This window comes from Streptomyces coeruleofuscus, from assembly GCF_039532725.1.
Classification (GTDB): domain Bacteria; phylum Actinomycetota; class Actinomycetes; order Streptomycetales; family Streptomycetaceae; genus Streptomyces; species Streptomyces coeruleofuscus.
Genome location: NZ_BAAASE010000019.1, coordinates 20420 through 43372, shown reverse-complemented (window position 1 = coordinate 43372; position 22953 = coordinate 20420). Strand labels below are relative to the sequence as shown.

20 protein-coding genes and 2 pseudogenes are annotated in these 22953 nt (G+C 68.1%); 15 read left to right on the top strand and 7 right to left on the bottom strand.

Translation table 11 applies throughout. The features are described from left to right. The first annotated feature begins 212 nt into the window (after positions 1-212). From ABFX81_RS41300 to ABFX81_RS41290, 3 genes are all read left to right on the top strand, one after another. The gene (locus tag ABFX81_RS41300) at positions 213-410 is read left to right on the top strand and encodes a hypothetical protein (RefSeq protein ID WP_346139649.1); all 198 of its coding nucleotides are present in this window, start codon (positions 213-215) and stop codon (positions 408-410) included. A 73-nt stretch (positions 411-483) separates the two neighbouring features. Then, entirely contained in the window at positions 484-717 is a 234-nt protein-coding gene (locus ABFX81_RS41295; protein ID WP_086852979.1) for a hypothetical protein, read from the top strand. Positions 718-780: 63 nt separating this feature from the next. Next, positions 781-2088, top strand: a complete 1308-nt coding sequence (locus ABFX81_RS41290) for a hemopexin repeat-containing protein (RefSeq protein WP_346139648.1) — start codon at positions 781-783, stop codon at positions 2086-2088. A 438-nt stretch (positions 2089-2526) separates the two neighbouring features. Here ABFX81_RS41290 and ABFX81_RS41285 read toward each other — a convergent pair whose 3' ends face one another. Beyond that, positions 2527-3369: a DNA/RNA non-specific endonuclease gene (locus tag ABFX81_RS41285; RefSeq protein WP_346139647.1), complete on the bottom strand. Its 843-nt coding sequence runs from the start codon at positions 3367-3369 to the stop codon at positions 2527-2529. A gap of 238 nt (positions 3370-3607) precedes the next feature. On the opposite strand from ABFX81_RS41285, the gene ABFX81_RS41280 reads away from it, so the two are divergent. Further along, complete coding sequence (locus tag ABFX81_RS41280; RefSeq protein ID WP_086852975.1) at positions 3608-4465, top strand: caspase family protein; 858 nt, start codon at positions 3608-3610, stop codon at positions 4463-4465. 339 nt (positions 4466-4804) lie between these two features. Here ABFX81_RS41280 and ABFX81_RS41275 read toward each other — a convergent pair whose 3' ends face one another. Then, the gene (locus tag ABFX81_RS41275) at positions 4805-5239 is read right to left on the bottom strand and encodes a hypothetical protein (RefSeq protein ID WP_346139646.1); all 435 of its coding nucleotides are present in this window, start codon (positions 5237-5239) and stop codon (positions 4805-4807) included. A gap of 227 nt (positions 5240-5466) precedes the next feature. Here ABFX81_RS41275 and ABFX81_RS41270 point away from each other — a divergent pair, with 227 nt between their 5' ends. The 9 genes and pseudogenes from ABFX81_RS41270 to ABFX81_RS41235 all read left to right on the top strand — a co-directional run bounded on the left by ABFX81_RS41270 (position 5467) and on the right by ABFX81_RS41235 (position 16777). Further along, entirely contained in the window at positions 5467-8838 is a 3372-nt protein-coding gene (locus ABFX81_RS41270; protein WP_346139645.1) for an NACHT domain-containing protein, read from the top strand. A gap of 234 nt (positions 8839-9072) precedes the next feature. Continuing rightward, on the top strand, positions 9073-9528 hold the full coding sequence (locus ABFX81_RS41265) for a hypothetical protein (RefSeq protein ID WP_086852973.1): 456 nt from the start codon (positions 9073-9075) through the stop codon (positions 9526-9528). Positions 9529-9678: 150 nt separating this feature from the next. After that, a complete protein-coding gene (locus ABFX81_RS41260; protein ID WP_086852970.1) occupies positions 9679-10092 on the top strand; it encodes a hypothetical protein in 414 nt (137 codons plus the stop codon). Between the two features lie 66 nt (positions 10093-10158). Next, positions 10159-10548 (top strand): annotated as a pseudogene (locus ABFX81_RS42350) (site-specific integrase); the annotation flags it as partial. Positions 10549-10844: 296 nt separating this feature from the next. Beyond that, positions 10845-11030 (top strand): hypothetical protein, encoded by a 186-nt coding sequence (locus tag ABFX81_RS41255; RefSeq protein ID WP_346139644.1) that lies wholly within the window; start codon positions 10845-10847, stop codon positions 11028-11030. 160 nt (positions 11031-11190) lie between these two features. Beyond that, complete coding sequence (locus tag ABFX81_RS41250; protein WP_086852965.1) at positions 11191-11694, top strand: hypothetical protein; 504 nt, start codon at positions 11191-11193, stop codon at positions 11692-11694. Positions 11695-11947: 253 nt separating this feature from the next. Then, positions 11948-14599, top strand: a complete 2652-nt coding sequence (locus ABFX81_RS41245; protein ID WP_346139643.1) for a tetratricopeptide repeat protein — start codon at positions 11948-11950, stop codon at positions 14597-14599. An 887-nt stretch (positions 14600-15486) separates the two neighbouring features. Then, a complete protein-coding gene (locus ABFX81_RS41240; protein ID WP_346139642.1) occupies positions 15487-16143 on the top strand; it encodes an RNA polymerase sigma factor in 657 nt (218 codons plus the stop codon). 4 nt (positions 16144-16147) lie between these two features. Continuing rightward, the gene (locus ABFX81_RS41235) at positions 16148-16777 is read left to right on the top strand and encodes a hypothetical protein (protein ID WP_086842992.1); all 630 of its coding nucleotides are present in this window, start codon (positions 16148-16150) and stop codon (positions 16775-16777) included. Positions 16778-16908: 131 nt separating this feature from the next. On the opposite strand, the gene ABFX81_RS41230 is transcribed toward ABFX81_RS41235, so the two are convergent. Beyond that, the gene (locus ABFX81_RS41230; RefSeq protein ID WP_086842990.1) at positions 16909-17478 is read right to left on the bottom strand and encodes a TetR family transcriptional regulator; all 570 of its coding nucleotides are present in this window, start codon (positions 17476-17478) and stop codon (positions 16909-16911) included. A gap of 87 nt (positions 17479-17565) precedes the next feature. On the opposite strand from ABFX81_RS41230, the gene ABFX81_RS41225 reads away from it, so the two are divergent. After that, a complete protein-coding gene (locus ABFX81_RS41225) occupies positions 17566-18489 on the top strand; it encodes an oxidoreductase (RefSeq protein WP_086842988.1) in 924 nt (307 codons plus the stop codon). 317 nt (positions 18490-18806) lie between these two features. Further along, positions 18807-19451 (top strand): HNH endonuclease family protein, encoded by a 645-nt coding sequence (locus ABFX81_RS41220; protein WP_346139640.1) that lies wholly within the window; start codon positions 18807-18809, stop codon positions 19449-19451. Positions 19452-19849: 398 nt separating this feature from the next. Here ABFX81_RS41220 and ABFX81_RS41215 read toward each other — a convergent pair whose 3' ends face one another. The 4 genes and pseudogenes from ABFX81_RS41215 to ABFX81_RS41200 form a co-directional block, all read right to left on the bottom strand. Beyond that, the gene (locus ABFX81_RS41215) at positions 19850-21145 is read right to left on the bottom strand and encodes a GNAT family N-acetyltransferase (RefSeq protein ID WP_346139638.1); all 1296 of its coding nucleotides are present in this window, start codon (positions 21143-21145) and stop codon (positions 19850-19852) included. Between the two features lie 73 nt (positions 21146-21218). Next, a pseudogene (locus ABFX81_RS41210) lies at positions 21219-21353 on the bottom strand (ATP-binding protein); the annotation flags it as partial. An 87-nt stretch (positions 21354-21440) separates the two neighbouring features. After that, on the bottom strand, positions 21441-22163 hold the full coding sequence (locus ABFX81_RS41205) for a hypothetical protein (protein WP_346139636.1): 723 nt from the start codon (positions 22161-22163) through the stop codon (positions 21441-21443). 162 nt (positions 22164-22325) lie between these two features. Then, entirely contained in the window at positions 22326-22895 is a 570-nt protein-coding gene (locus ABFX81_RS41200; protein ID WP_086842984.1) for a TetR family transcriptional regulator, read from the bottom strand. Positions 22896-22953 lie beyond the last annotated feature (58 nt).

Here is a 22953-nt window from a genome sequence, read left to right as displayed (position 1 = left end):
GCAGCGGCCCGCCCCGTCGGTCCGCACCCGGACAGCTCCGGCTCGAGCTGCCCCAGCAGTCCGCCCCCATCGAGCGCGGCCGACGCCCCGAGGGTTGCGACGCCACCGGCGGTGCCCAGGCCAGCGGCTTCCTCGGCAGCCTGCTCGGCGACATCCTGCCGTTCTGAGGGCCACACGCCCCGGGGCAGGAGACGAAAGGAAGGGAAAGCACCATGTTCAACGAGAACGAGACCAAGGACTCCGGCAGCGGCCCGCCCCGTCGGTCCGCACCCGGACAGCTCCGGCTCGAGCTGCCCCAGCAGTCCGCCCCCATCGAGCGCGGCCGACGCCCCGAGGGTTGCGACGCCACCGGCGGTGCCCAGGCCAGCGGCATCCTCGGCAGCCTGCTCGGCGACATCCTGCCGTTCTGAGTCCCGAGTCATCGGCGGGACCGGCGCCGCGGACCCGTGACCGGCCCGGCCCCGCCCGATCCGAGGAAGCACCATGCGACTCGATCTGCCGAAACTGGCACCGGCGGTCGACCGGCGGGAGCACTACCTGCCGCATCGCATCGTCGTCATAGCCCGACCCCCGGGCATGCCTGAGTTCCTGGTGTACCAGGGGCCGAAGGGCCCCTTCGGCTCCCTGCCGGCCGACCCCCCGCCGCTCGTGCGCGGGTACGGACGCGGCTGGAGCTGCGCACCGACAACAGGCTGCCGGTGGACCGGCGTTCTGTGAGGAAAGGACGAGGGCGGGCCGCCCGAGCGGCGGCCCGCCACCGTGACGAGAAGGAGCGGAGCTATGGCCAAGCTGCGATCGGCGATCTCCTGGTCGAACGACAGAACTTATCTTTTCTACGACGACGACACCTACGCCGTATACGACTCCGCCACCGGCCTCCAGGAGGACTCCGGGCTCGGCATCGGCGACTGGCACGGACTGCCCCGCTCGCCCGACGCGTTCGTGTGGTGGGGCGTGGGCAAGGCGTACGCCTTTACCGGCGGCGACTATCTGCGCTACGACGGCCCTTCCAACCAGGTCGACCCCGGCTACCCGCTGGCGATCGGCCCCCAGTGGCCCGGCCTGCCGACCGGCGCCAGCGGCGGGCCCGACTGGCGCAACGGCATCGACGCTGCCGTGAACTGGGGCAACGGCAAGCTGTACCTCTTCAAGGGCGACGCGTACGTGCGCTACGACATCGCCGCCGACCGGGTCGACCCTGGCTACCCCGTCAAGATCGCGAACCGCTGGACCGGCGTGTTCCCGGCGAACCTGGACGCCGTGACGTATACGGGCGGGAGGTACGCGTACTTCTTCAGCGGCGGACAGTACCAGCGCTTCGACCTCGACACCGACCAAGTGGACGACAGCGGGCCCCTCGACCTCTCCTTCCGCTTCACCCCCACGCCCTCCGGAGGCGTGGCACCGGCCCGGCTGCTCACCCTCGCCCAGGCCAACGGGCTGATGGCCGACCTGATACGGCGCGGCAAGCTGACCCTCAAGAGCCCGCCGTTCGTCGACGGGCCAAGCGGGATCGTGTCACCGAAGCCCGACCAGCGCGTGGTGGTGAGCCCGCCGGCCTTCGACGGCATCCGCTACACCAACCAGATCGCCCCGGCGTCGACCGTCATCGACAACCTCGACCAGCGCATGCTTGTCGCCCTGTACCGGCTGACCCGCTGGACCAACTCCTCGGCGCCGGACATCGCCGAACTCCTCCACCTGGGCATCGGACACGGCGGGCCCAACCCGAAGGACTGTCACAACCAGGGCCGGGCGATCGACCTCTCGGCGATCAAGGGCGAGGTCGACGGGGCCGGGTTCACTCGGTCGGTGCTGAAGCACTGGGGCGAGCTGCCGCGGCCGGCTGGGGTCAAGGTCCGCATCAGCCCGTCGGCCGATCCACTCGGATACGGGCTGTTCACGACGGTCTTCCGGTTCGGCACCTTCGAGTGCGAGGGCAACGGCATCGGCCCGCAGAACAAGTGGCCCATGCCGGAACTGGGCGAGGGCGGCTTCGTGGTCTATCCGGACCACAAGGACCCGGGCCTCGCGGCGGCCCATCAGAACCACTTCCATCTACAGGTCGGCGTCACGAGACTGCCATGACGGCGCCGCTGCCCCGGCCGCGCCGCTCAGCCCGTCAGCTAGGTGTGCTGTTCGGAGAGGTTGGTGACGCGGCTGGCTGGGGTGTAGCCGCCGATGCCGGCTGCCAGGGCCTGGGTGCCTAGACCTGGGGACGGTGATCACGCCACCAATCACAAGTTTAAGAAGAGTGCCCCCGCCTGGTACGCGGACATGTATGAGCGGCAGCGCAAGGCGCATTCCTCGCGCCGTATCCGGGTCGAACACGGCATCGCCCACCTGAAGAACCGACAAGCGTTGGCCTGCTGTCTCGGCCGCCACGAGCACATCGGCGACACTGTTCACGCCGTCGCCGACCTGCTGACCCATCACCGGCCGCAGACCCGACGTCGCCACGAAAGACGTGAACACCGAGCCCTACCGCCATCCTCGACGTTTCCCTGCCTACCGTGCACGAGCTCGTTAGACGACGATGTCCTCGAACCGTTCCAGCTGAGTCCACCGCTTTTCGGCACGCATCCGCGGAGGAAGCCGGTCAGCAGCCGGAAGTGGACCCAGGTCCAAGCCGGCTGCCTCTGCGACGTCCGCCACGGGCACCTGGAAGGTGCGGAATGCGCCTAGCGGCGGCGGATCTCCAGCTCTTGCCGCCTCAGCCAGAGCTCGTGCGGCTGCATCACGGGTCAGGTCGGGGCTCTGATCGAGGATGTAGGCGGTGGATGCGAGTTCACCGTCCTGCATGAACGCAGCGACCTTCCAGTAGCGCAGGGGCACTTTGATACTCCGGTACGGCGGGTCGGAGTCCACAAGCACCGGCCCGGTGAACACGGACAACTTGCGGTCGAACCCCTCGGCGTGGTCCAGCAGGAAGTCCTCAAGTCCCAGCCAGAGCTTCTTGCCCTGGTTAAAGATGTCCATCTGCGGAGCGGCGTTCGTGTAATGGAATGTGTCGCTGTTGGCCGCTTCTGCTTCGCTGCTTGTACCCCAGACCGGGTCGAGTCGGCGAACGAGGTGCCCCTTGTCCAGCGGGTTGTTCTTGTAGACCGGGTGACCCGTCTGATGGCTGTCGTCGAGACGCGGGTCAAACCGCCAATCGTCGTCACGTTCGGCGTCGACAAGATTCAAGCCGTCGATCATGACCGCTGTTGATGCGGCCAGCCGCCGGTCTGGACGGAACACCACGCTGAAGTGGGTGTACGGCAGCACCACGGTCTCGATGGCCGGGTCGGTAGGCACGGGCAGCGGTACCACCGGGCCAAGGAACCGCTCGTCATAGCCCTTGCGATTCGTCAGGGACGCGCGGGTCATGGTTTCGGTACCTGGTGGTGGATCAGGCGAAGGCGTCATGCCCTTCTTGCTACCGCGCGGCGTGATCCTTATATGCCAGCTTCACCCGGATAGCCCAATCAATCTGCTTGCCCCCATTGGGGTGCTTAGTCTCAAGATCGGGGATCAGGTACGAACAGTCTTCCAACGCAGACGGCCTCGATGGGACCTGCGCTTACCTCGTGACACCCCCACCTCCACGGCAAGGAAGGAAGCCCTCATGGCTCGCGGTATCTCACTCCACCTTGGGCTCAACCGCGTCGACCCCAACGAATACAACGGCTGGGACGGCAAGCTCATTGCCTGCGAGAATGACGCACGCGACATGGATCAGCTCGCCAACAAGGCCGGGATCCAGGACCGTACGACGCTGCTCACCGCGGACGCCACGGTCGACAACGTCACCCAGGAGTTGCGGAAGGCCGCACAGACCCTCACGGCTGGCGACCTGTTCTTCTTCACCTACTCGGGTCACGGCGGACAGATCCCGGATCTCAACGGACCCGAGGACGAGCCGGACCGACTCGACGAGACCTTGTGTCTCTACGACCGGGAGTACATCGACGACGAGCTCTACCGGGAGTTTGAGGGATTCGCCGAGGGCGTCCGGATCTTCTGCCTCCTTGACTGCTGCCACAGTGGTTCTGGCATCAGGGCAGTGCGTGAAGTCCTCACCCCGGAGGCTCTCGAAGAGCAGTTCCAGACGACTGATCCCAGCGAGGTTGAGACGACGTCCAGGATCATGCCTCTGGACAAGCAGCACGAGGTGTACGAACGGGACAAGGTGCGCTATGACGCGATTCAGCGCAAGCTGAATGCCAAGGACAACCGTGACCTCGGCGCAACGGCCCTGCTCATTTCGGCCTGTCAGGACAACCAGCTCGCAGCCGACGGTCTGCGCAATGGCCTGTTCACCGCGACGTTGCTCCAGGTCTGGAACGGCGGAAAGTTCGCGGGCGGGTACAAGGCGTTCCACCGCGAGATCCTCAAGCAGATGCCGGCCAACCAGAGCCCGAACTTCTTCGTGACCGGCCGGACCAACAACCGGTTCATCCGGCAGCGGCCCTTCACGATCTGAGGCAGTACGCGCAAGGGGGCGTCCTCACGGACGCCCCCTTGTCACGTGGCGGCAGCATGCGGCGGGGCACCGGGGCTTGCGAGGAGGCGAAGGCGGCGACCAGGTCGTGGGGGATGCTGGCGCACCACAGTTACGGAGCGCCGAGGACCGGCACAGCCACGCCTGCCCATCGACGATCCTCGCCCGCGGCTGCGCATCCACACCACCGTGGCCGTTCACTGGCAGCGGGCCGGTGGCGGAGACTGGGCCGCCTACGCCGCCGACGTGGCGGACCGAACCGCCCAGAGCCCCCGGTCATCCGGGTGAGGAGCCGGGACTGCGCGGAGTTGGAAGCGTGGATTAGCACCAACACCCGAGCCAGAGGTGGCGCCACCGGCCGGCGGTGTCGCGGGAGACGCCGACGCTGGCCTCGACCACGAGCTCGGGACGCACGAGTGTGACGCTCAGCGTCTCTCCGGTGCCCCATCCGGCGGAGAACGACCAGCCCGTCCACGGGTGCCCGGGCCGGGCTGGAGCGAGGAGGCCGGCGAGTGTGCTGCTGGCGGCGTAGGCGGGGGTGGTGGTGCGGCCGGTGTACTGAAGACGCCCCTCCGTACGAACCGCCGGGTGCGTGGCCAGGCACTCGGCTGATTGCGGAATCAGCGGCATCCCCTGCCTCTGACGGCACTGGTGGTCCGGCTGGTTCAACGACCAGCCGTGGCTGTTGGCCTCGATGCGGGTGCGGGGTCCGAAGAGGGCAGCCGACCGCACGAGGGACCGCCGGACGACAGGCACGACTGCTCCCGACATACAGCCCCCTGCGGGTGGCTCCGCGCGGGTGAATGGGCCTCGGTCCGACGCCAAAGCCGCACAGGCAGGGAATCACTTACAGGGTGAACCAGGGTACGCATGCTTCCGAGGGTCCGATTCCGCGGCAAGAGAAAGGACGCCTGCCGCAGATACTAGGGCGTGGGATCCGCAGGGTGATCGATGTCCGACGCACGCTCCGCAGGCGCAGGCTGATGCGTCAGGGCTACGACCGCAGCAGGGTCTGGCGTGTCCGCAAGAGCGGCGGGTATGTGGCGCTGCTGGTGCTGACGTTCCTGGGCGCGCTGGTCTTGCTGTTCTTGGCCGTCACGGCCGTTGTCACCCTGGCGCAGGAAAAGGGCTTCAAGTCGCCGATCACGTGGCTCGACACGCAGTGCGAAAGGAGCAGGTTCGGCTGCAGCGTCCTCTTGTCCCTGTTCATGCCGTTCCTCACCCTCGCCCTGGCTACCGTTGCCTATCTGTTCTTCCGGTTCAGCCTTGTACGCAGGGTCTATCTGAGGAGGGCACGGCAGGCGCCCCACGAGCTCGTGGAGACTGCGGGCGGCATCTTCGGCAGGGTGGTCGGCCGCGACCAGCTCTGCTCCATCCTTATGGAGGACCTGCGGGACCGCCGTTTTCGCCGTACGCACGTCGTCGTCGGCGGCGTCGGCACTGGCAAGACAGCGCTTTTGGTGTTGCTGACGCAGCGGCTCGCGGAACATGGTGCGATGCCCGTGCCGCTACGGCTGCGCGACGCCAAGAAGGACCTGGACTTCCGCCAAATGGCCTTCGAACGCTTCCGCCGGGAGGTGCAGGGCCATGTCCGTTCCAGCGCCGAGGCGGAGAAGGTGTGGCGGCGACTGTGCCAGCAGGGGCGGATCGTCCTCCTCGCGGATGGGCTGGAGGAGGCGCTAACCGGCGAGCAGGAGCAGCGCGACACCATCATCAGGCTGGCCATCCGTCGCGCCAACGACGAGGCACTTCCGCTGATCATTACCTCTCGGCCGCACGCCTCGCTACGGGGCATGGAGGCCTCACTCACCGAGTTGGAGCCGCTGAGCGAGGAGGCCGCCCTCAGATACATCTCCTCAGGCAGCAGCGGGGAGGACCGTCAGAGGCTGGACTGGATCGTTGACAAGGCCGGCATTGCGCAGGCCCCCACCTATCTTCAGATCGCCGCCGAGCTCCACGACGTCGGACTCCTGGAACGCGCCCTCACCGGCCCCTCTGAAGAAGAGGCGGTGGAGACGCGGGGCGGCGACCGGACGGCCCTCAGACTCCACTTGCTCGACACCTGGATCAGCGCCCTCGTTCACGGCCGCTTCCAGCCCGAGTTGCCGCTAGCCCAAGAGGAGCGCCAGGCAACGATCCACTACCTGTCGGCGCTGGCGTGCGCGGGCCTCGGGCTGGACACCTCGGAGGTGGCATTCACCCACGTTGTGGGCGAGAAGAACCGGAAACCGTCCTTTCCCGAGATCGCCCGGGCACTGGGTCGCAGAGTACGGGACAGCGGGATTGATATCAGGCTCGCCGCCCACTGGGGCGGGCGGATGGGGCTGGTCGAAGTCAGCGGGAACCATGTCCGCTTCCAGCACAGCGTAATTCAGGCCCACCTGGGGGCCCGGTTCCTCAATGCGGTGATCCATCCGGACGTCCTGTCGGAATCGAAGCCCGGCTTTTTCTTCCCGGCGGCGCTGGAGAAACCGGGGCGGGAACTGCTGATGGCAATGGTGCTGTACTCCCGTACGCCAGAGGGCGCATGCGTCCATGAGGAGGTAAGTGCTGCGGGCGCGGAGGGTGCCGACTCCGATCGGGACCCCTGGTGCCCGGTGAGCACCGCGCGGGACCTCCTGTGGCAGGCCGCCTGCAGGGCACAGACTGTCGTGGACGTCAGTGACGACGAGACGCCAGAGACCAGTCCTCTTGCCGACCGCACCTCACACAGCAAGGCTCTGGAGCTGTACGCGGCCGCCCTGGAGATCGACAGCCTCGACGCCAAGCCGCAGCAGAAGCGGATCACCTGGGGTTTGTTCACATCCTGGCAAGATCTGCGTGCACGTGATCCGCATACCCTTCGGGTTGCGAAGGCCTTGCTTGTGGACCGGTTCGGCGAGGCCATGCGCTGGGTCGCACAGCAGCGGACCCTCGACGAGCCCGCCTACCTGGACCTGTTCGACATCGCACGTATCGAACCCTCATACCGCATTCGGGTGGCTATCGCTCACGAGATCGGCGCCGGCGGAGACCGAGCCTTCGCTGCACTGCACCCTAGCCTGCCCGGCCCCCAGGCTCCTGAGGACCAGCGGGTCAACCGTGAACCCGACTGGAGGGAAAACCTGTGGGTCAAGCAGGACCCCGACTGGAGGGAAAACCTGCGGGTCAAGCAGGGCCCCGACATCGCGGGTAAGCAGGAGATCAAGCCGCATCGGCGCGGCGAGAGCAACGTGGCACGGTGGAACAGGGAGTTGAGGGAGCGAGAGGAGCAGCGGCAGGAGGAACGGAGACGAGAACGGAACGACCGGGAGGCGCAGGAGCAGGCGGCGCGGGAAAACATCATGTGCGCATGGCTGATTCCTCTGCTCGTGGGATCGGTCACCACTCACCGGCACCAGGACACGCCGTACGAGTTCCTGGAGAGCTGGGTGCGGTGTGTGGGCCTGTCCGCAGATGCTACGGATGGGCCGGCACTCGATCTCAGCGTGGAGGTAGCGCTGGCCCAGGGTTTCAAATTCGCGGCGAACCGCCGCCAACGCCACCCGCACGCGCGTCCCGAGGCCCGCGAATACCTGCGGGAGCAAGCCTGGGACATGCTCAAGCGCACACGGTTCTGGTTTACCCGCATCACACTGCTGCACGCGCTGACGCTTTGGGACCTTCCGGACGGAGTCACCGTGACGCGTCCCTCTCGCAGCCACGAGGCCGACCCTGCGGAACAGGTCCGTCAGTGGCTTGCACAGCCGGGCGGCGAGCCGGAGCACCCGTTCGTGACGGCGGCCGCGGAACTGTGCGTCTGGGCCATGGAGACTCGGCAGCCCGAAAGATTTCTTTGGATCGATGAGTCCGGTGTTGCCGCCCACGTCGGCTCCCAGACGGCTCAAGGCGAGGTGCGCAAGCACAACCTATGGATCCCGCCCTCCACGGGATGGAGTGCCCTGCACCCGCGCGCCCAGCAGCTTCTCGCCGATGTGCTCCTCCTGCTCAATCTTGCCGAACGGGGCGACTGGCCCAAGGATCGCCTCCGGCGCCTCCAGCACACCGCCCGGCCCGTCCTGCCGCCCTGCCTCGCCCGTGGCCGCTCCCCTCTCGACCCGGGCCGCGCTGTCGTCCGCACGACGTCCTCCCAGGCGGGCTCCAACTGCCGCGACGACTGCGCCTTCGAACTGTGCCCGTACCCGCCCAAGGGCCTTGACGGCCACCGGGTGGAACTCGGCGAGGCCTTCTGCCGCGCCCAGTCCACCCTCCTGTCCCGCTCCCGTTCCTTCTTGCGTCCGAAGGCCCCATGGCAACACGGCGTGAGCCGCAGGGAGCTCCGACAGTTCTGGGAACAGATGGGCCGCCGCGCCCAACACAACGCACGGCCCCGATGAACGGGCCGAGCGCGCGGCCACGGCGCGTTGAGATGCCCTGAGTTTCGTACAGTCCTCGGCCTAGCCCGGGTCGCGTGGAGTCGGGCGGGGCTCAATTGATCACGGCGGTCGCCTCGCCACCTCAGCGCGAAGCAGACGGGGGTCGGTCCCGCTCTGCCGCCGACAGGCTGAGTTCGGCGCTATCTCTATGACGCTTTGCCATTTCAGCCATCACCACCCAATGCGTGTCGAGCGGTGGAGCAACTGCGCACGCTGATCGAGGAATGCCGCGACCCCGAGGGCTTCACCCGCCTGAAGGGGATGGTCGGTGTCGAGCGGTGGGCGTCCGCGGGCGGTGGCCGGGCCCGCCGTGCGCTGACCCGGATCATGGTCGCCAAGGGCGGCGGCCTGGCGGACATCACCGTCGGCGACGTGATCGAGTACGACACCGAACGGCGCCGCACCGCCCACGGCGTCAACGCCGGCGGCACCCTCTACTACGCCTGGCTGCGCGAGCTGGGACATCTGCCGGGCGACGCCCCGACCACCCTGCGGTTCCTCGACAAGGTCACCGGCCAGCTCACCTGCGCCCAGCTCGTCGACCGCCACCCGTCGTTGCCTCGGGGATCCGGGCCCTGCTCATCGACTACCTGGAAGAACGCCGCCCCCGCCTGGACTACGCCACCTTGGACAACCTCGCCCGGCACCTGACGCGGAACTTCTGGTCCGACATCGAACGCCACCACCCCGGCCTCGACACCCTCCACCTGCCGGCCGACGTCGCCACCGCCTGGAAGGAACCGCCTGCGCACCCGCGTCCAGCGGCGCCGACGCCCTGACGGCTCCATCGAGGAGACCGTCGTGGAACGCGCCGACCGCGTGATGATCTCCATCGCCGTACGCGCCTTCTACCTGGACATCGCACGCTGGGCGACCGAGGAACCCGCCCGCTGGGGCCCATGGGTGGCGCCCTGCCCGATCAAGGCGGCCGAGACCGCCGACCGCAAGCGCGTCACCTGGACCAAAGCGCGCGTGGACCAGCGCACCCGCGAGCGCCTGCCCGTGCTCGAGACGTTCGCCCGGGCCGCCGCCGACCACCACCGCCTGCGCGCGGCCCACCTGGCCCTCGCCCGCGCCACCCCGCCCGGCGGCCACTTCGTCCTCGATGGCGCCCCCTACACCCCGGGGCGCGAACGCGGCCCGCGACGCGCAAGGGCGGCTCGTCCACCTCGACCGAGTCGAGCACCGCGCATTCTGGGCCTGGGCGACGGTTGAGTTCCTGCGCCACACCGGCGCCCGCGTGGAGGAGATGCTGGAGATCGGCCACCACGCGATGATCCAATACCGGCTGCCCACCACCGGCGAGATCGTCCCCTCCTGCAGATCGCCCCCTCCAAGACCGACGTCGAACGCGTCCTGCTCGTCAGCCCCGAGCTCGCCGACGTCCTGGCCACGATCATCCGCCGCGTCCGCGACCCCAAGACCGGCCTGATCCCCCTGGTCACCCGCTACGACGCCGAAGAACGCCAATGGAACCCACCCGCGCCCCTGCTCTTCCAGTACGACCGCGGCGGCGAGCCCTCCACCCTCAACTCCCAGACCATCCGCCAGGTCCTCAAGGAGACCGTCGCCTTCATGGGGCTAACCGACGCCACCGGGCAACCACTGCACTTCACCCCGCAGGACTTCCGCCGGATGTTCATCACCGACGCTATCCGCACCGGCCCGCCGCCCCACATCGCCGAGGTGATCGCTGGCCACGCCAACATCAACACCACCATGGGCTACAACGGGATCTACCCCACCGGCACCATCGAGGCCCACCGCTCCTTCATCGCCCGCCGCCGCACCCTCAGGCCGGCCGAGGAGTATCGGACCCCGACCGACGCCGAGTCCTGGGCCACTTCGAACGCCGCAAGCTCTCCGTCGGCACCTGCGCCCGCGCCTATGGCACGGCCTGCATCCACGAGCACGCCTGCGTCCGCTGCTCCCTCCTGCGCCCCGACCCGGCCCAGCGCGGCCGACTGGTGGAGATCCGCGACAACCTCGTGGACCGGATCGCCGAGGCAGAGCAGGAAGGCTGGCTCGGCGAGATTGAGGGGCTCCGCGTCAGCCTCGCCGGGGCGGAATCCAAGATCAGCCAAATCGACTCGGCTGCGTCGGCCGGGCCGATCCTGCTGGGGATGCCGATGCCACGGCCAGCCTCACCATGATCGCCTCATCATGACTGGGCGGTTCCGGCTCACTGCTGTAATCAACGCGTTTGCAGCATCGGACGATGTGGGCTTCGCTGGATATGTGGGCTGGTGAACATGCCCGGCCGCCCGAGATGAGAGACCAGGACCTGGCCCATCTACGGAGAGCGGTGATCACATGCTGGTCGAATCGTTGACGGCCCTGGCACTGGCTGGTGGCACCGCAGTGGTCCAGGCCGCAGGGACTGATGCGTGGAACGGCCTGCGAAGACGGGTTGGAGATCTTTTTGCCCACGACGACGCCGCCCAGGCAGACGCCGAGCTCGAGCGCCTGGACCACACGTCCGAGGTCCTGAACAGCGCGAAGGACATTCGCAGTGAACGGCTGCGGCAGGAAGGCGTGTGGCAGGGGAGGTTCGAGGCGCTGCTGGAGAACCTCGATGCCCTCGGCCGGGAACAGGCAGCTGAGCAGCTGCGGGAGATGCAGTCGTTCGTCGCCGCTTCGACCGGTGATGTGGCTATCGGAACAGGGAAAGCTGCCGCCCGCGAAGGCGGCAGCGCGCTCACCGGTGTCAAACGCACGGGCGGCAGGAAGGCCGGCCCCGCGACAGCAGTGAACACCGGCGATGCACACGCCGAGGGGACCGGCTCCAGCGCCGTCAGCGGCATCGTCAACGAATGACTACCCGCCGCCGCAACTGAGCGAGGCGAGCCAAGGAGCTGGCATGGTTCGATGGCCGGGGGGCAGGCGCGACTCCGGCAAGGGCCCCGAGCCTCCGGAGGCGGCGGTGGGCAATGGCCACCAGCCGGATCCCCGCGACACTCTGTCCGCTGCAGTACCCGGGGCCTCAGGTACCGGGCCTACTGTGATCAACAGCGGGAACGCAACAGTCACCCACGGCGGGTTCGCCAATACTGGCATCTACAGCCCCACCGTGCACCTTCCGCCCGAGGCCATGCGACCGCCCGCCGAGGTGGACGCCCCCGCTGGCCTGAACAACCTGCCACACCAGCCGGGGCACTTCATCGGCCGCTCCCGCGACCTCGACCGCCTCGACACCGCCCGGAACACCCCTGGTACGGCGCTGGTGCAGGTGGTGCACGGGCTCGGCGGCGTCGGCAAGAGCACCCTGGCCGCGCACTGGGCCGCCACCCGCCCTCACGGATGTACACCGGTGCGCTGGATTACCGCCGACAGCCCCGCCGACGTCCAACAAGGCCTGGCCAGCCTGACTACCGCCCTGCAGCCCGCCCTGGCCAAGGCCCTGCCCGTCAAGGAACTCGCCGAGTGGGGGCTGCAATGGCTGGCCAGCCACAACGGCTGGCTGCTCATCCTCGACAACGTCAACGATCCCACCGACATCGCTCACGTGATCGCACGGGCCCCCGGCGGCCGGTTCCTGATCACCAGCCGCCTCGCCACCGCCTGGAGCCAGGCCACCAATGTGGTCCGCCTGGATGTCCTGGACGAGGCCGAGTCCCTCGCCCTGTTCAGCCGCATCACTACCGCAGCAGGCCCCCGCGACCTGGACGGGGCCGCCGCGCTGTGCGCCGTACTGGGCTACCTGCCCCTCGCGATCGACCAAGTGGCCGCCTACCTCGCCCAGAACCCCCTCACCACGCCCCGCGCCTACCTGGACTTGTTCGCCCAGCACCCGGCGGCCATGTTCAGCCAGGGCGGGGCCACCACCCCGACCGAGCGCACCATCACCCGGATCTGGGACATCACCCTGGACCAGATCACCACCCGCCAACCCGCAGCCGCCGACCTCCTGCGCACCCTGGCCTGGTACGCCCCCGAAAACATCCCTACCACCCTGCTCAACTTGCCTGATATGGACCCGGCCACACTCAACCAGGCAATCGGGCTGCTGACCGCCTACAACGTCATCACCCCCGACCCCGCCACCAACACCCTGTCTATCCACCGACTCGTCCAGGCAGTCACCCGTACCCCCGCCCCCGACAACCCCCACCGCACACACACCCACATCGACTACGCACGCACGCACGCCACCTCCAACCTGGCCAACGCCCTACCCTCCACCCGGGGGGACCCCGCCACCTGGCCCACCTGGCGAAGCCTGCTCCCCCACATCGACGCCCTCGCCGACCGCACCGAGACGGACACCATCACAACCGCCAGCCTCCTCAGTAACGCTGGCTGCTTCCTAACCAATCAAGGCTCGCCCGCCCCCGGGATCAAACGCCTCCAACGTGCTCTCACCGCCTTGGAGCGCCTGCTGGGCGCAGACCACCCCAGCACCCTGGCCACCCGCAGCAACCTCGCACTCGCCTACCAGGAAGCGGGGGACCTGGCCCGCGCCATCCCCCTGAGCGAGGAGATCCTTGCCGACCGGTTGCGGGTGCAGGGCGCAGACCACCCCGACACCCTGGCCACCCGCAGCAACCTCGCACTCGCCTACCAGGAAGCGGGGGATCCGGCCCGCGCCATCCCCTTGCACGAGCAGATCCTGGCCGACGGGTTGCGGGTGCAGGGCGCAGACCACCCCGACACCCTGACCTCCCGCAACAACCTCGCACTCGCCTACCAGGAAGCGGGGGATCCGGCTCGCGCCATCCCCCTGCACGAGCAGATCCTGGCCGACCGGTTGCGGGTGCTGGGCGACGAACACCCCCACACCCTGACCACCCGCAGCAACCTCGCCGGCGCCTATCGAGATGCGGGAGACCTAGGCCGCGCCATCCCCTTGCACGAGAAGATCCTGGCTGACCGGTTGCGGGTGCTGGGCGCAGACCACCCCCACACCCTGAGGTCCCGCCACAACCTCGCCGGCACCTATCGGGAGGCGGGAGACCTAAGCCGCGCGATCCGCCTGAGCGAGCAGAACCTCACAGACCAGTTGCGCGTGCTGGGCGCAGACCACCCCGACACCCTGACCACCCGCAACAACCTCGCACTCGCCTACCAGGAAGCGGGGGATCCGGCTCGCGCCATCCCCCTGCACGAACAGATCCTGGCCGACCGGTTGCGGGTGCTGGGCGGCGACCACCCCGACACCCTGACCTCCCGCAACAACCTCGCCGGCGTCTACTGGGAGGCGGGAGACCTAAGCCGCGCCATCCCCTTGTACGAGCAGAACCTCACAGACCTGTTGCGCGTGCTCGGCCCGGACCACCCCGACACCCTCACGACGATGGGCGTCCTCGCCCACTGGCGTGAAGAAGCCGGAGATCACTCCGGCGCCGCAACAGCGTGGAAGAAGCTGCTGACGGCTCGCGTGCGGGTACTGGGGCCCGACCATCCCGACTCAGTCACAGCCTGGGACCAGCTGGCGTCGTCCCGGGCCAAGGCTGGCGACCCAGAAGGCGCTGCGGCCGCCACAGCAGAACTGGCAGCCGGGCTTATGCGCCTCCTGGGCCCGGACCACCCCCACACCCTCTCCGCACGAGGCCACCTCGCCTACTACCAAGGCATGGCAGGCGACGCTGACGCGGCAGCGATCGCAATTACTCAGCTGCTGGAAGACTGCCTCCGCGCCCTGGGACCGGACCACCCTGACACCCGCGCCATCCGGGAATGCGCTGCGTACTGGCAGGCCATAGCCAACGAAGAGGCTCCCTGAACACGCCCGCCTACCATCACCGGCCTGTCCAGCCGCCCCGGCGGCAAGGTGCCTTCGAATGCGCGGTCCTGCCTCCCGTTCTGACGAAGCCGCATGAGGTGATTCCCGCTGTTGGCTTTCAGAACAGAGCGGTGCAACGAGCCAGCTGGTTCGGAGAAGTGACCCCAAACTGATCGCGCCGCTCCAGATGTTCCGGGGCATGGCAGACCTCCGCGGCTACCCGAGCAACACGAGGCTATGAGCGCCCTCGCAGCAGCGCACGCGCAGGGGAGCCCGCCGGCTGCACCCTGCTCCGGTGGTGCCCGATGCCCCACCGCGCAGCTGAGCCCGTGTGAAGGCCGTTGCTGCGGCTGAGGTGATGGCATGAGCCGATCAAACCTCAAGCGCCGTGATCTGCGCCACACATTCGAAGGGGAAGTGGGCGTTCCGGGGTGTGCCGCAGGCGGCTTTCGAGGGCCACCAGGAAGCGTTTTCCCTGATCACTTAGCGTGTCCGGGTGGCGACGCAGGCGGTAGTTTATGTCTGAACGTATCCACGTGATCACTTTAGGTCAAAATTTGATCGCTCGTGACATGCGCCTTCAGGGCACCTGATCCGAAATCCTGCGACTGAGGACAGCGGTGTCCTCCAGCACCACCGACCCTACGGGGAGGGGGAGTTGGTGCTGCCCGCAGACCGAAAGAGCAGGACCCCAGTGACCGTTGACGATGTGAGCGCCGTGCTGGTGGGCATCACCGCACTGCGTGTTTTCGCACCGGATGTGTGCAAGGCATCGCGACTGCTGCTCCGTGCAGGCGTCCGGGTCGGAGTGAGCGAGCTGCTGCAGAACACCGCGCGCACGCCAGCGCCGGCCCCTCAGGCCCCCCACGACCAGGAGGCCTGAGGTCATGAGCAACTTCCCGTCCTACGAAGACTCCGACGGCGCGAGCGAGGCGCAGTTCGACCTGCCGAGCACTGTCGCCGGACTCGACGGCCTCCACGGCGTCCACTACGTCATGCCCGCGACCCTCGAGGCCTTCGTCGACCTCTACGCCAAGCCTCATCTGCGCTACGCGCACACCATGCTGGGCGACAAACAGGCCGCCCGGGCTGTGGTGCAGCGCTGCTACTCGCACCTGGCGCTGAACTGGACTGTGGTCCTGAAAGCGGAGAGTCCGGAGGCCTACGCCTGGCGCCTGCTCAAGCAGCGGGTGGAGCTCCACCTGCGGATCACCGGCAGCACACACGGCCCCAGCGACGCCGCTCCGCCAGATGTTCGCACCGCTGCCATGCAGCGAGCGGCCCGGGCCACGCTGGAGGCCCTGCGCAAGCAACTGGAGGCCATGGAATCGCCCCTGGGTCTCTACACCGCGATAGCAGCACTGCCTGAGCGCCAGTACGACGTGATCGTGCTGCACTACGTCCTTGGCTACTCCACGCAGCGAGTGGCCAACATCATGGGCATCAAGCCGGACACCGTCCGCGGACACCGGCGTTCGGCCCGTGAACGCATCGCCAGCAAACTCGGCCTGGACATCCCGGTTGGCGACGAGGAGAAGGAGTAACACCGTGCCGCGCAGCATCCAAGACATCCTGGCGCAGGCCGCCCTGCCCGATGACTTCACCGACGAAGACGTCACCGAGCTGAAGCAGGAAGTCGTCCGCGAGGTCACAGCCACCCTCATGTTCGGCACCCGGCTAGCCCCCGAGGGCCGCTTCCCGACCATGCTCGACCGCGCCGACAAAGACCTCCAGGCCCTCACCGCAGCGCTCCTCTACAGCGACGGCGCTGCCGCGCACCTGGCGAAATTCGCCGAAGAGCCCGCCTACATCGACGGCGCTCTGCACTTCGCCTGCCTGCTCAGCCTCGCCGACTCCTCTGAAGGAGCCCAGTGGTGGTGGCAGTTCGCGGCCGGCGCCGGCAACGCCACCGCCGCCCACTGCCTCCACCTGTTCCACCTCGGCCGCGGCGAACTCCGCGACGCCGACCACTGGGCCCACCAGGCCGTCACCATGGACACCCACGTCCAACTCACACCCTTCTCCCGCCGGCGGACACCCCGTCACCGCCCCACCCTCGCCCTGCGCGAAGCAGTCGGCCGCCTCCAGGTCAACGAAGTCGAAGAGTGGGGCTTCCAGGTCTTCCGCCCCGACTCACATCTCGCCCACCAAATCGAAGAGCTCGCCGACGCCCCCTGACCCCTCGCCGCTCGAACGTACGGCTGCCGCGGCAAGGCCGATGCCGGGGCAGCCGATACATGGGCAGGGCAGCACCCCGCTGGCTCCGAGTCGTGTGCGCACAGCGCTGTGCACTCCTGTCGCACGGTCGGTCAGCGTGCGGTGAGGCCGGTGAGTAGGAGGGCGAGCCATCGGGCGCGGGCGGTGGGCGGCTGGTCGGCGGGGAGGGTGGAGAGCATCAGGTACAGGTCGTCGAGGGTGAAGTCGGTGCGCAGGGCGCCCTGAGCCTGTGCGCTGCGGACGAGTGGCCCGAGAGCCTGGGTGACGCGGGTCTCCACGTCCCGCATGGCGGGGTGGGCGGTGTGGTCGGCGCTGAGCGCGTGCGCGGCTGCTTTGACGGCGCGATTGCGGGCGACGGTGTCCATGACGCGGCTGAGGAAGCCGGTGAGCTCCGCCATGGCGGGTGAACCCTGGCTCTGGCGTTGCAGGCACTCTTCGGCGTCATCGGCGAGTGTTTCGAACGAGGCGGCGACCACGGCTGTGACCAGGTCGTTCTTGTTCGGGAAGTGCTTGTACAGGGTGCCCACCGCGACGCCCGCGGCAGCGGCGATCTGCTCCATCGACACCTCGGGCCCGTGCTCGGTGATCTGCTCATGCGCCGCCGTCATGATCCGGGCGCGGTTGCGGGCCGCGTCGGCACGCAGCGGTCGGGGTGAGGTCATGGGGCCCTCCGGAACCATTTGACGAAAGATGAATGATGCTTCACCATACAACATGAAGCATCATTCACGTTATGGAGGTTGATCATCATGGCCAGCACGACCGACCGATGGACCGAACAGAACATCCCCGCCCAGGACGGCAGGGTCGCCGTCGTCACCGGCGCCAACAGCGGCCTCGGGCTTGAGACCGCGCGGGCCCTGGCCGAGCAGGGCGCACACGTCGTCCTCGCCGTGCGCAACCTCGACAAGGGCCGCGAGGCCCTCGCCGGCATCAGGGAGAGCGCCCCGGGCGCCAAGCTCAGCCTCCAGCGCCTGGACCTGGCCTCACTCAAATCGGTACGCGCGGCCGCCGATGAGCTGCGCGCGGCACACCCGAAGATCGACCTGCTCATCAACAACGCGGGCGTGATGTACACCCCCCGGCAGAAGACCGAGGACGGGTTTGACATGCAGTTCGGGGTCAACCACCTCGGGCACTTCGCGCTCACCGGCCTGCTGCTGGACCTGATGCTGCCCGTGCCTGGCTCCCGGGTGGTCACCGTCAGCAGCGTCGGCCACCGCATCCGGGCCGACATCCACTTCGACGACCTGCAGTTCGACCGCTCCTACAACCGGGTTGTCGCCTACGGGCAGGCCAAGCTGGCCAACCTGATGTTCACCTACGAACTCCAGCGCCGCCTCGCCCCGTACCACAGCACCATCGCCGCCGCCGCGCATCCCGGCACGGCGGACACCGAACTCTCGCAGAACCTGAGCGGCCTGGTGCGCAAGGGGGCAGACCTGCTCCAGCCCCTGTTCAGCCAGCCGGCCTCCGTGGGAGCGCTGCCCACCCTGCGGGCGGCCACCGATCCCGCCGTCACCGGCGGCCAGTACTACGGCCCCAACGGCATGGGCGGCACCCGCGGATACCCCGAGGTGGTCGCCTCCAGCAAGAAGTCCCACGACACGGCCCTCCAGCAGCGCCTGTGGGCCGTGTCCCAGCAGCTCACCGACGTCACGTTCCCAGTCTGAGGCGTCCACCCGCGAGCCGGCCGACCAAGAGGAGAGAGTCGCCTGCGCACAGTCCTCGCTCGGTGAGACCCGGCATATGTGCCGCGCCTGGGCGTCGCCGTGCCACTCAACGGCACCCACTCTGCATAGTGACGCGGGGAACCCAACCCGCCCGCAGGGTGCTCGGCATCGAGACGTCCAGTCACGAGCGACCTGACGAGAGGGGGCTGCAGGAGGGCTGCGGCTGGTATGACCATTGCACTCACACGGGCGGCGCATCCAGCAAAGCGCTGATAGCGCCCCTTGTTGTGCCGCTATCACTGGCGCATGGTCAAGCTGTGCTGCGCGGCCTGGTCGCCGCCCTCGTGGTCCTGTCCGCCACCGTCTGCTCACCCGCCCATGCTGCAGAGACACTGCCTCTGTCTGAGGCGGTCGACCGGCTGCCTTTAGGGACGGAGTCCCGTGACGGCTACACCCGTGAGAGCTTCCGGCACTGGAACGCCGGCGACGATCCGTCCGACGGCTGCCACACTCGCGCCGAGGTCCTCATCCACGAGGCCGTCGAGGCGCCGACGGTCGGGCCGAACTGCCGCCTGAGCGGCGGGCGCTGGTTTTCCTACTACGACGGTGTCTCGGTGACGTCGGCCTCGGGCCTGGACATCGACCACATGGTGCCCCTGGCTGAGGCCTGGGACAGTGGGGCGTCGGTCTGGAGCGCGCAGCGCCGCGAGGGGTACGCCAACGACCAGGGCCAGGAGGCATCGCTGGTCGCGGTCACCGCCCGCTCCAACCGCAGCAAGGCCGACCAGGATCCGGCTCAGTGGCTGCCGCCCGCTACTGACGCACACTGCCGCTATGCCGCGGAGTGGGTGGCCACCAAACTCCGCTGGAGCCTGACCGCGGACGAAGCCGAGCTGGCAGCCCTGCGCGAACTGGGCGACAGCTGCCCGCTGCAAACCGTCGAGTACGAGCCGGCACCGTAACCTGCCGCACGGTCGGGGGGCCGGATCTCGCGTGAGCGCATCCGGCCACCCTTAGAGCCGAGCTCCTGGCGCACGTTCAGGGAGCAGCCAGGGCCGACGCCCACCACGGCGCGGGCCCGCCAGTACGTTCCCCGGCGGGCCCGCGCCGCGGTTCGGTCAGGCCGGGACCACGGTCGGCCCCTGGTCGGCCTGGGTGACGTTTGCGGGCGGTGGCTGTGTCACTTTCCGTGGATGCCATTTCGAGGGTGAGTTCGGGAGTCACTCGACGGGCACGCGCATGATCAATGTCGATGTGAATTGATGTCACTGCGCCGTTGTGTGCACTCGTCAGCTCCCGACGCCGTCGGGGATCATGCGGTGTTCGGGCGACGTGCCCAAGCTCGGCGGGTCGAGTTTTGTCAAAAGCCGAAGGAGTTGTGCGGTTCGGGGTCGGTGCAGAACATCCGGCCGAGCCGTCCGATCGCGCCTTCGGCGTGCGTAGTGATGTGCCCCGCATGCGCCAGGTGGTGCGCCGACATGCCGCCGAGGTAGAGCGAGCTGAGCGCTGGGAGTGTGATGGTCAGGTCCGCCGTCGCGTCGGTCGGAACGCACGTCACTGCGGCGTCGTCTGCCTTCAGATGCCATGTCCTGTTGTTTGCCGGGCACATCTGGTCGTCGTCGATGGTGAATTTCAGCTCGCCGGGTATGAGGTACGAGCGTTGCGTCAGAGCTCGGGGGATGTCGAGAAGACGCGCCCAGAGGTTGTCCGTCTGGCGGGTGATGCGCATCGCTCGCGGGTTCGTGAGCATCCATCGCAGGGGTTCGTCGCGCGGACGGCCGGGCGCCACGACGGTCTTGGTGAGGTCGAAGTCGATCAGTAGTCCCCACAAAGCACGGTAGGCCACAGGGTTCGTCGCCTCCAGGGCTTCCACCACGAGCGTTCCCGCCCGGTCCGCTGTCGGGGACCACGGCAGTCGGAAGTTGGCGATGCCGTCCACGTCGCCGTGCTGGTCGCGGTGGGCGAGAAAGCGAAGCGGTCCGTTTGTGCCATCTGCTTCGTCGGACAGCCCGTCCCAGCGCCCAGGCAGAGGGCTGAGCTCACCGACGCGATGTGCACGCACGTCCGCGTGTACCCGGGGCCAGGCCGTTCTCGCCTGAGCAGCGTCGACCAGCTCCAGTGACCCGGGATCCGGCTCTGCCGGAACGAGGGCCGCTTCGTGACGCGCCAGCTCCCACCGGGTGCGGTAGGTCGCAGGCGAAAACCCGAACCGCCCGTAGATGCTGCCCTCGCTCGCGCTGAGCATCGCCAACGGCTCGCCTCGTTCCAGGGCCGCCTCGAACATGGCCTGCATCATCTGCCGCAGGTAACCGCGCCGGCGATGCGTCGCAATCACCCCGGTAGCAGTGACGCCAGCCATCCTCCCCGTTCCCCCGCCAGGGACCGTCACCTCGAAGGAGATCGTCGCCGACGCGCCGACACACCTGCCGTCGACGAACGTCGCTATCGGATGGAAGGAACCGTCCTCGAAGCCGGCTGCAGCCAACTTTTCAAGCTGCTCAGCGCTCGCAGGCGTGCGCTGTGGAGGCCACGGCTCGGGGCCACCATGCCACGCGGCGTCCGCAGGCTCCCAGCTCGGCAACCCGTTCGCAAACGGCAATGCCCGGTAGTATGCAGCCATCTCATCCCGGCGCGGCGGGCGGACCTCAGTCACCATGCCCGACATTGCATCCACCACCCCCACAGGCGAGCAACCAAATATCTCCTCAGGGCCCACGCATCAGAGGGTGTCAGTCGACCGCGGCGCGTTTGGCCTGGGCCTTGGTGTGGGCGAGTCGGTAGGAGTCCGTGCCGGTCTGGATGATTGCCCCGTTGAAGGTCAGCCGGTCGACGATCGCCGCGCACAGTCGCGGATCGGTGAAGGTCGGCCGCCGGTCATCAGCGCGGCTACCTGCAGGCGTCGATCAACGCCTTCGCCCGTCTGTCGGACGGTTACCTGCGCACCGATCGGTTCAGCCGTCGCGCCGATTGTGCTCGCGTACTCCGGTGATGAGTACTCCGACGGCGAAGATCAGGACGAGAATCAAGAAGGCGATACCGAGGACGTCTTGGAGCCCACTGGCCAGGCCGCTGTAGCCCACGTCGACTCCGACGATCACAGAGCACACACCCGCAACAAGGGCCGTCCAGCCCAGCCAGCCGGTGATCCGGCGACTGGTGAGGATCGCAGTCCCGAAGAGGGCGAGGGTCAGCCCCAGCAGGATGCGGAAGTAGCTCTGGAATCCCCATTCCAGCCAGCGCACGGTCTCGGCGTTGGCAAAGCGGATCGCCTTTTCCGTGCCCGACGCGCTGACCCATGAGTCCACGGCCTGCTTCAGCCCGACGCCGTCCAGCCCCTGTAGGACAGCCCAGATCGCGGCGGTCGCCACGGCTCCTGCGGCCGCGATCTGCGCAAGCAGGGAAGGCCCGTTGGCACCGCGCAGGACGCGGTACAGCACCAGCAGGCCGCTCAGCGTCACCAGGACGCCAATGAACTGGCCAAGATGAACGGCGATCCAGGGGCTGCTGTCTGCGTACTCGGTGAAGATTTCAGGATGGTCGTCTTCCTCCCCGGAGGGATGGAGCGTCGCGGTCAAGATGGCATTGAGAAGGAAGCCCCCGAGCATGAGCCCGCCGGCGATTGTCAGCGTGCGGCTTCGCGAGCTGGCTGTATCCGCCCCTTCGCCAGTGCGCATGTCCGGACCCATGAGCAGACCCCAGTCCTCTCGGTGTCACCGACCGACATACTTGAGGATCACCAGATGCAGCCGCTCTTTCAGGACACGCAGCGACGCCTCACCCGAACGAAGTCTGATCGCGGCCGATTGCACCAGCGCCCGGGGTCACGCTCACCTGAGTCAGGGAATTGAGCGAAGTCCGTCCAGAGTGACGTCGACGAGGCGGGCCGCGGCGGCTTTGGAGGTCAGGCCGGCGGCGGCCGTCAGGGCGTGGAGGCAGTACTGCGCGAGCTCGGCGGCCGGGACATCGCTTCGCAGGTCGCCTGCTTGCGCGCCCTCGGCGATGAGGTCTTCCACGATGCCCGTCAGGTGCCGTTCGGCGTGGGTGATGTGCTCGCCCTGGTGGAGAAAGGCGGCGAGTTTGCCGCCGTGGCGTTGCCGGGCGATGGCCGCGTACGACCGCAGGACGGCTTCGAGACGCTCGCCGGCTGTCCCGGCGCGATCGCGGACTTCTGCCAGGTGCTGGAGGTGTCCGGTGATCTGGCGTTCGTGCCATGCGAGGAGGACGGCGTCGACGTCGGAGAAGTACTTGTAGAGCGTTGCGCGCCCGATGCCGGTCCGCTCGGCGACCTGTGACATGGTCACCGACCGCAGGCCGCCCGCTTCCACCAGCTGGGCGGTGGCGTCCAGGATGGCCTCGCGCACGGCGTGACGGTGGGCGTCGATCGTCTCGTTCCACAGCTTGGGCACCCCCCAAGGATACGGACGTCCAGCTCTAGATACACTCCGCCGCGAGAGAGACACTGTG